This window comes from Crenobacter sp. CS_VA4, assembly GCF_055597485.1.
The window spans coordinates 1-2,459 of sequence record NZ_JBVMAE010000066.1; the positions used below are offsets into that span (position 1 = coordinate 1).

The 2,459-nt window shown below is 46.2% G+C and carries 2 protein-coding genes; one reads left to right on the forward strand and one right to left on the reverse strand.

The genetic code is table 11. From position 1 onward, the window contains the following. On the forward strand, positions 1-459 hold a 459-nt coding region (locus ACZ2IA_RS22645; protein ID WP_470294847.1), incomplete at its 5' end, for a site-specific integrase. A 256-nt stretch (positions 460-715) separates the two neighbouring features. Here the strand turns inward: ACZ2IA_RS22645 and ACZ2IA_RS22650 are convergent. Then, positions 716-1,852, reverse strand: a complete 1,137-nt coding sequence (locus tag ACZ2IA_RS22650) for a Fic family protein (protein ID WP_470294848.1) — start codon at positions 1,850-1,852, stop codon at positions 716-718. Positions 1,853-2,459 lie beyond the last annotated feature (607 nt).

A 2,459-nucleotide genomic window follows, 5' to 3' on the forward strand; every position in this document is an offset into this window, starting at 1 on the left:
GGGTTGCGCCAGTCCAACGTGCTGAAGCTGGAGTGGGCGCAGGTGGATTTGGAGCGCCGCGTTGTTTGGTTTCATGGTGATCAGATGAAGAACAAGGCTGATCATCATGTGAGCTTGAACGATACGGCTTACGAAGTGTTATTGCGCCAACGGAGCAAACATCCCGTTCGGGTGTTCACCTGCAACGGCAAGCCTGTAGCTAATGCCAATACCCGAGCTTGGCGAAAGGCGCTCAAGGAAGCCGGTATCGAGAACTTCCGTTGGCATGATCTGCGCCATTGCTGGGCATCTTGGCTGGTGCAGAACGGCACGCCGTTGTATGTGGTGCAGGAAATGGGTGGGTGGAAGTCGGTGCAGATGGTGCAGCGTTATGCGCATTTGAGTCCGGCGAATCTGGCTGACCATGCCCGAACCATTGACGTGGTGATGGGGCTCGGCACAAATACGCCACAAGCCTGAAACGGAAAAAGGGGTTAGCTTGCGCTAACCCCTTGAAATCCTGGTGGCGAATCAGAGGCTCGACCCCGGGGTCTGCGGACTTTGGTGGATTAATGTTTGTTATTGCTATCAATTATTTTTGTTTTTCGTTGCTCTGCAATCTACCTGAGTCAACCTCTTGTAAGCCAAGCTACCATATGTGCTGAATTGGATTTTTGGAGCAAGGTCAATATCTTTCACGCTACTAAAGTGTGGCATGAATTATTGATTTCAGAAATTAAACTCTTACCAGTTCCAATAGCGGCTCGAAAGCGTAAAGTGCAGGTCTACGGCCTGATGGCTCTTCTATGGTTTTTATTAGGTTATTGTCAAGTAATACCCTAGTGAAACGCGCTGCCGTAGAGTTTGGGATGCCGCTTGATTTTGTGAATTTGTTATTCCGGAAAACCGGGTTTGTAAAGACGAAATCAAGGGCGTTGACACTAAATTTTGACGCCAGTAGCTTTCCAAATTCTTGCTTCATGGCTTCATACAACTCTCGAATATTTTCAGCGATCTTGAGATTGTGATTTGCTTGTTTTTCTACTGCCTCTAAGAAGAATACGCACCATGCTGTCCAATCGTTTTTTTCAGATACGGTGCGCATGGTGTCAATATATGTGTCCTTGTTTTCTTCTAAATATCCACTTATATAGAAATGTGGGGCAGAAATCACTTTTTCTGACCAAAGTAAGAGAGTGATTATCATTCTTCCGATTCTGCCATTGCCATCCTTAAAGGGATGGAGTGCCTCAAATTCGACATGGGAGATGGCTGCTTTGATGAGCGATGTATCAGTACTATTCTCGATGTAGTCAAAGAGCCTGTCCATTCCCTCTTGCAAGTGCGTTGGGCTGATTGGGACAAATAGAATATTTTTTCGCGTTTTATCTGCTAGGTAGTTTTGTTCGGACTTGTATTGTCCTGGTGATTTTGTTGCTCCCCGACCAAACGAGAGTAAGCGTTGGTGAGCACCCCTAATCAAATATTGACTCAGCGGTTGTCCTTGCTCCATTGCTTGTTGGGCGGCTTTTAAAGCTCTTTGATATAGAATTGTTTCAATTACTTCAGAACGAGCAGTTGCTGATTCTGTTGGGTTCTCATCGTAGTCAGCCTCATACTTCAATATTTCATCCATTGTACTAACGGTTCCTTCCATGCGTGAGGAAATGACCGCTTCTTGATTTCGCAATGGCGCCAAAAGAATTTCGCTGTTATGCATGTTCTTTAGCATCTGATCATAACGAGCCACTGCATCAGCTGCTTTTACCAACTGAGGTATCAGTTTTGAGTAGTCCAATGAGGATGGTGGGAAATGGCCATAGTGGTAATCGACGGCCTTCTCAAAATTGAGTTCTGTCGTTTGTCCAGACATGATGCTTTCTCGTAGATGTTATGATTGTCATTTATATTGATAACAAAGCTGCTTGTTGTCAATTTTTCTTTTTATGTTGATGCCAATGATGGAGGGGTTGTAAGGGACACGCATCAGTTTCTTGGTTGCGACGCATGTCTCCTTGTTACAAAAATGCCAATGTCGTTTTTTTGAAGGGTACGGGATGCATACCCTCTTGTGTGAGAGTCAGTGAGAGTTGACTTCTCTGATGAGGTGGCAAGCAACTTTGACTCTCACAAGGCCTGTGATGCGAGAGACAACGAGAGTGGAGTCTCATGGATGAGGGACAAGCAACTTTGACTCTCACAAGGCCTGTGATGCGAGAGACAACGAGAGTGGAGTCTCATGGATGAGGGACAAACAACTTTGACTCTCATAAGGCCTGTGGTGCGAGAGACAACGAGAGTGGAGTCCCATGGATGAGGGACAAGCAACTTTGACTCTCACAAGGCCTGTGGTGCGAGAGACAACGGGAGTGGAGTTCCATGGATGAGGGACAAGCAACTTTGACTCTCACAAGGCCTGTGATGCGAGAGACAACGAGAGTTGAGTCCCATGGATGAGGGACAAACAACTTTGACTCTCA

Bases quoted from the DNA above. Each gene is read 5' to 3' on its own strand.
- ACZ2IA_RS22650 (WP_470294848.1), bottom strand. From the start codon at position 1,852: ATGTCTGGACAAACGACAGAACTCAATTTTGAGAAGGCCGTCGATTAC.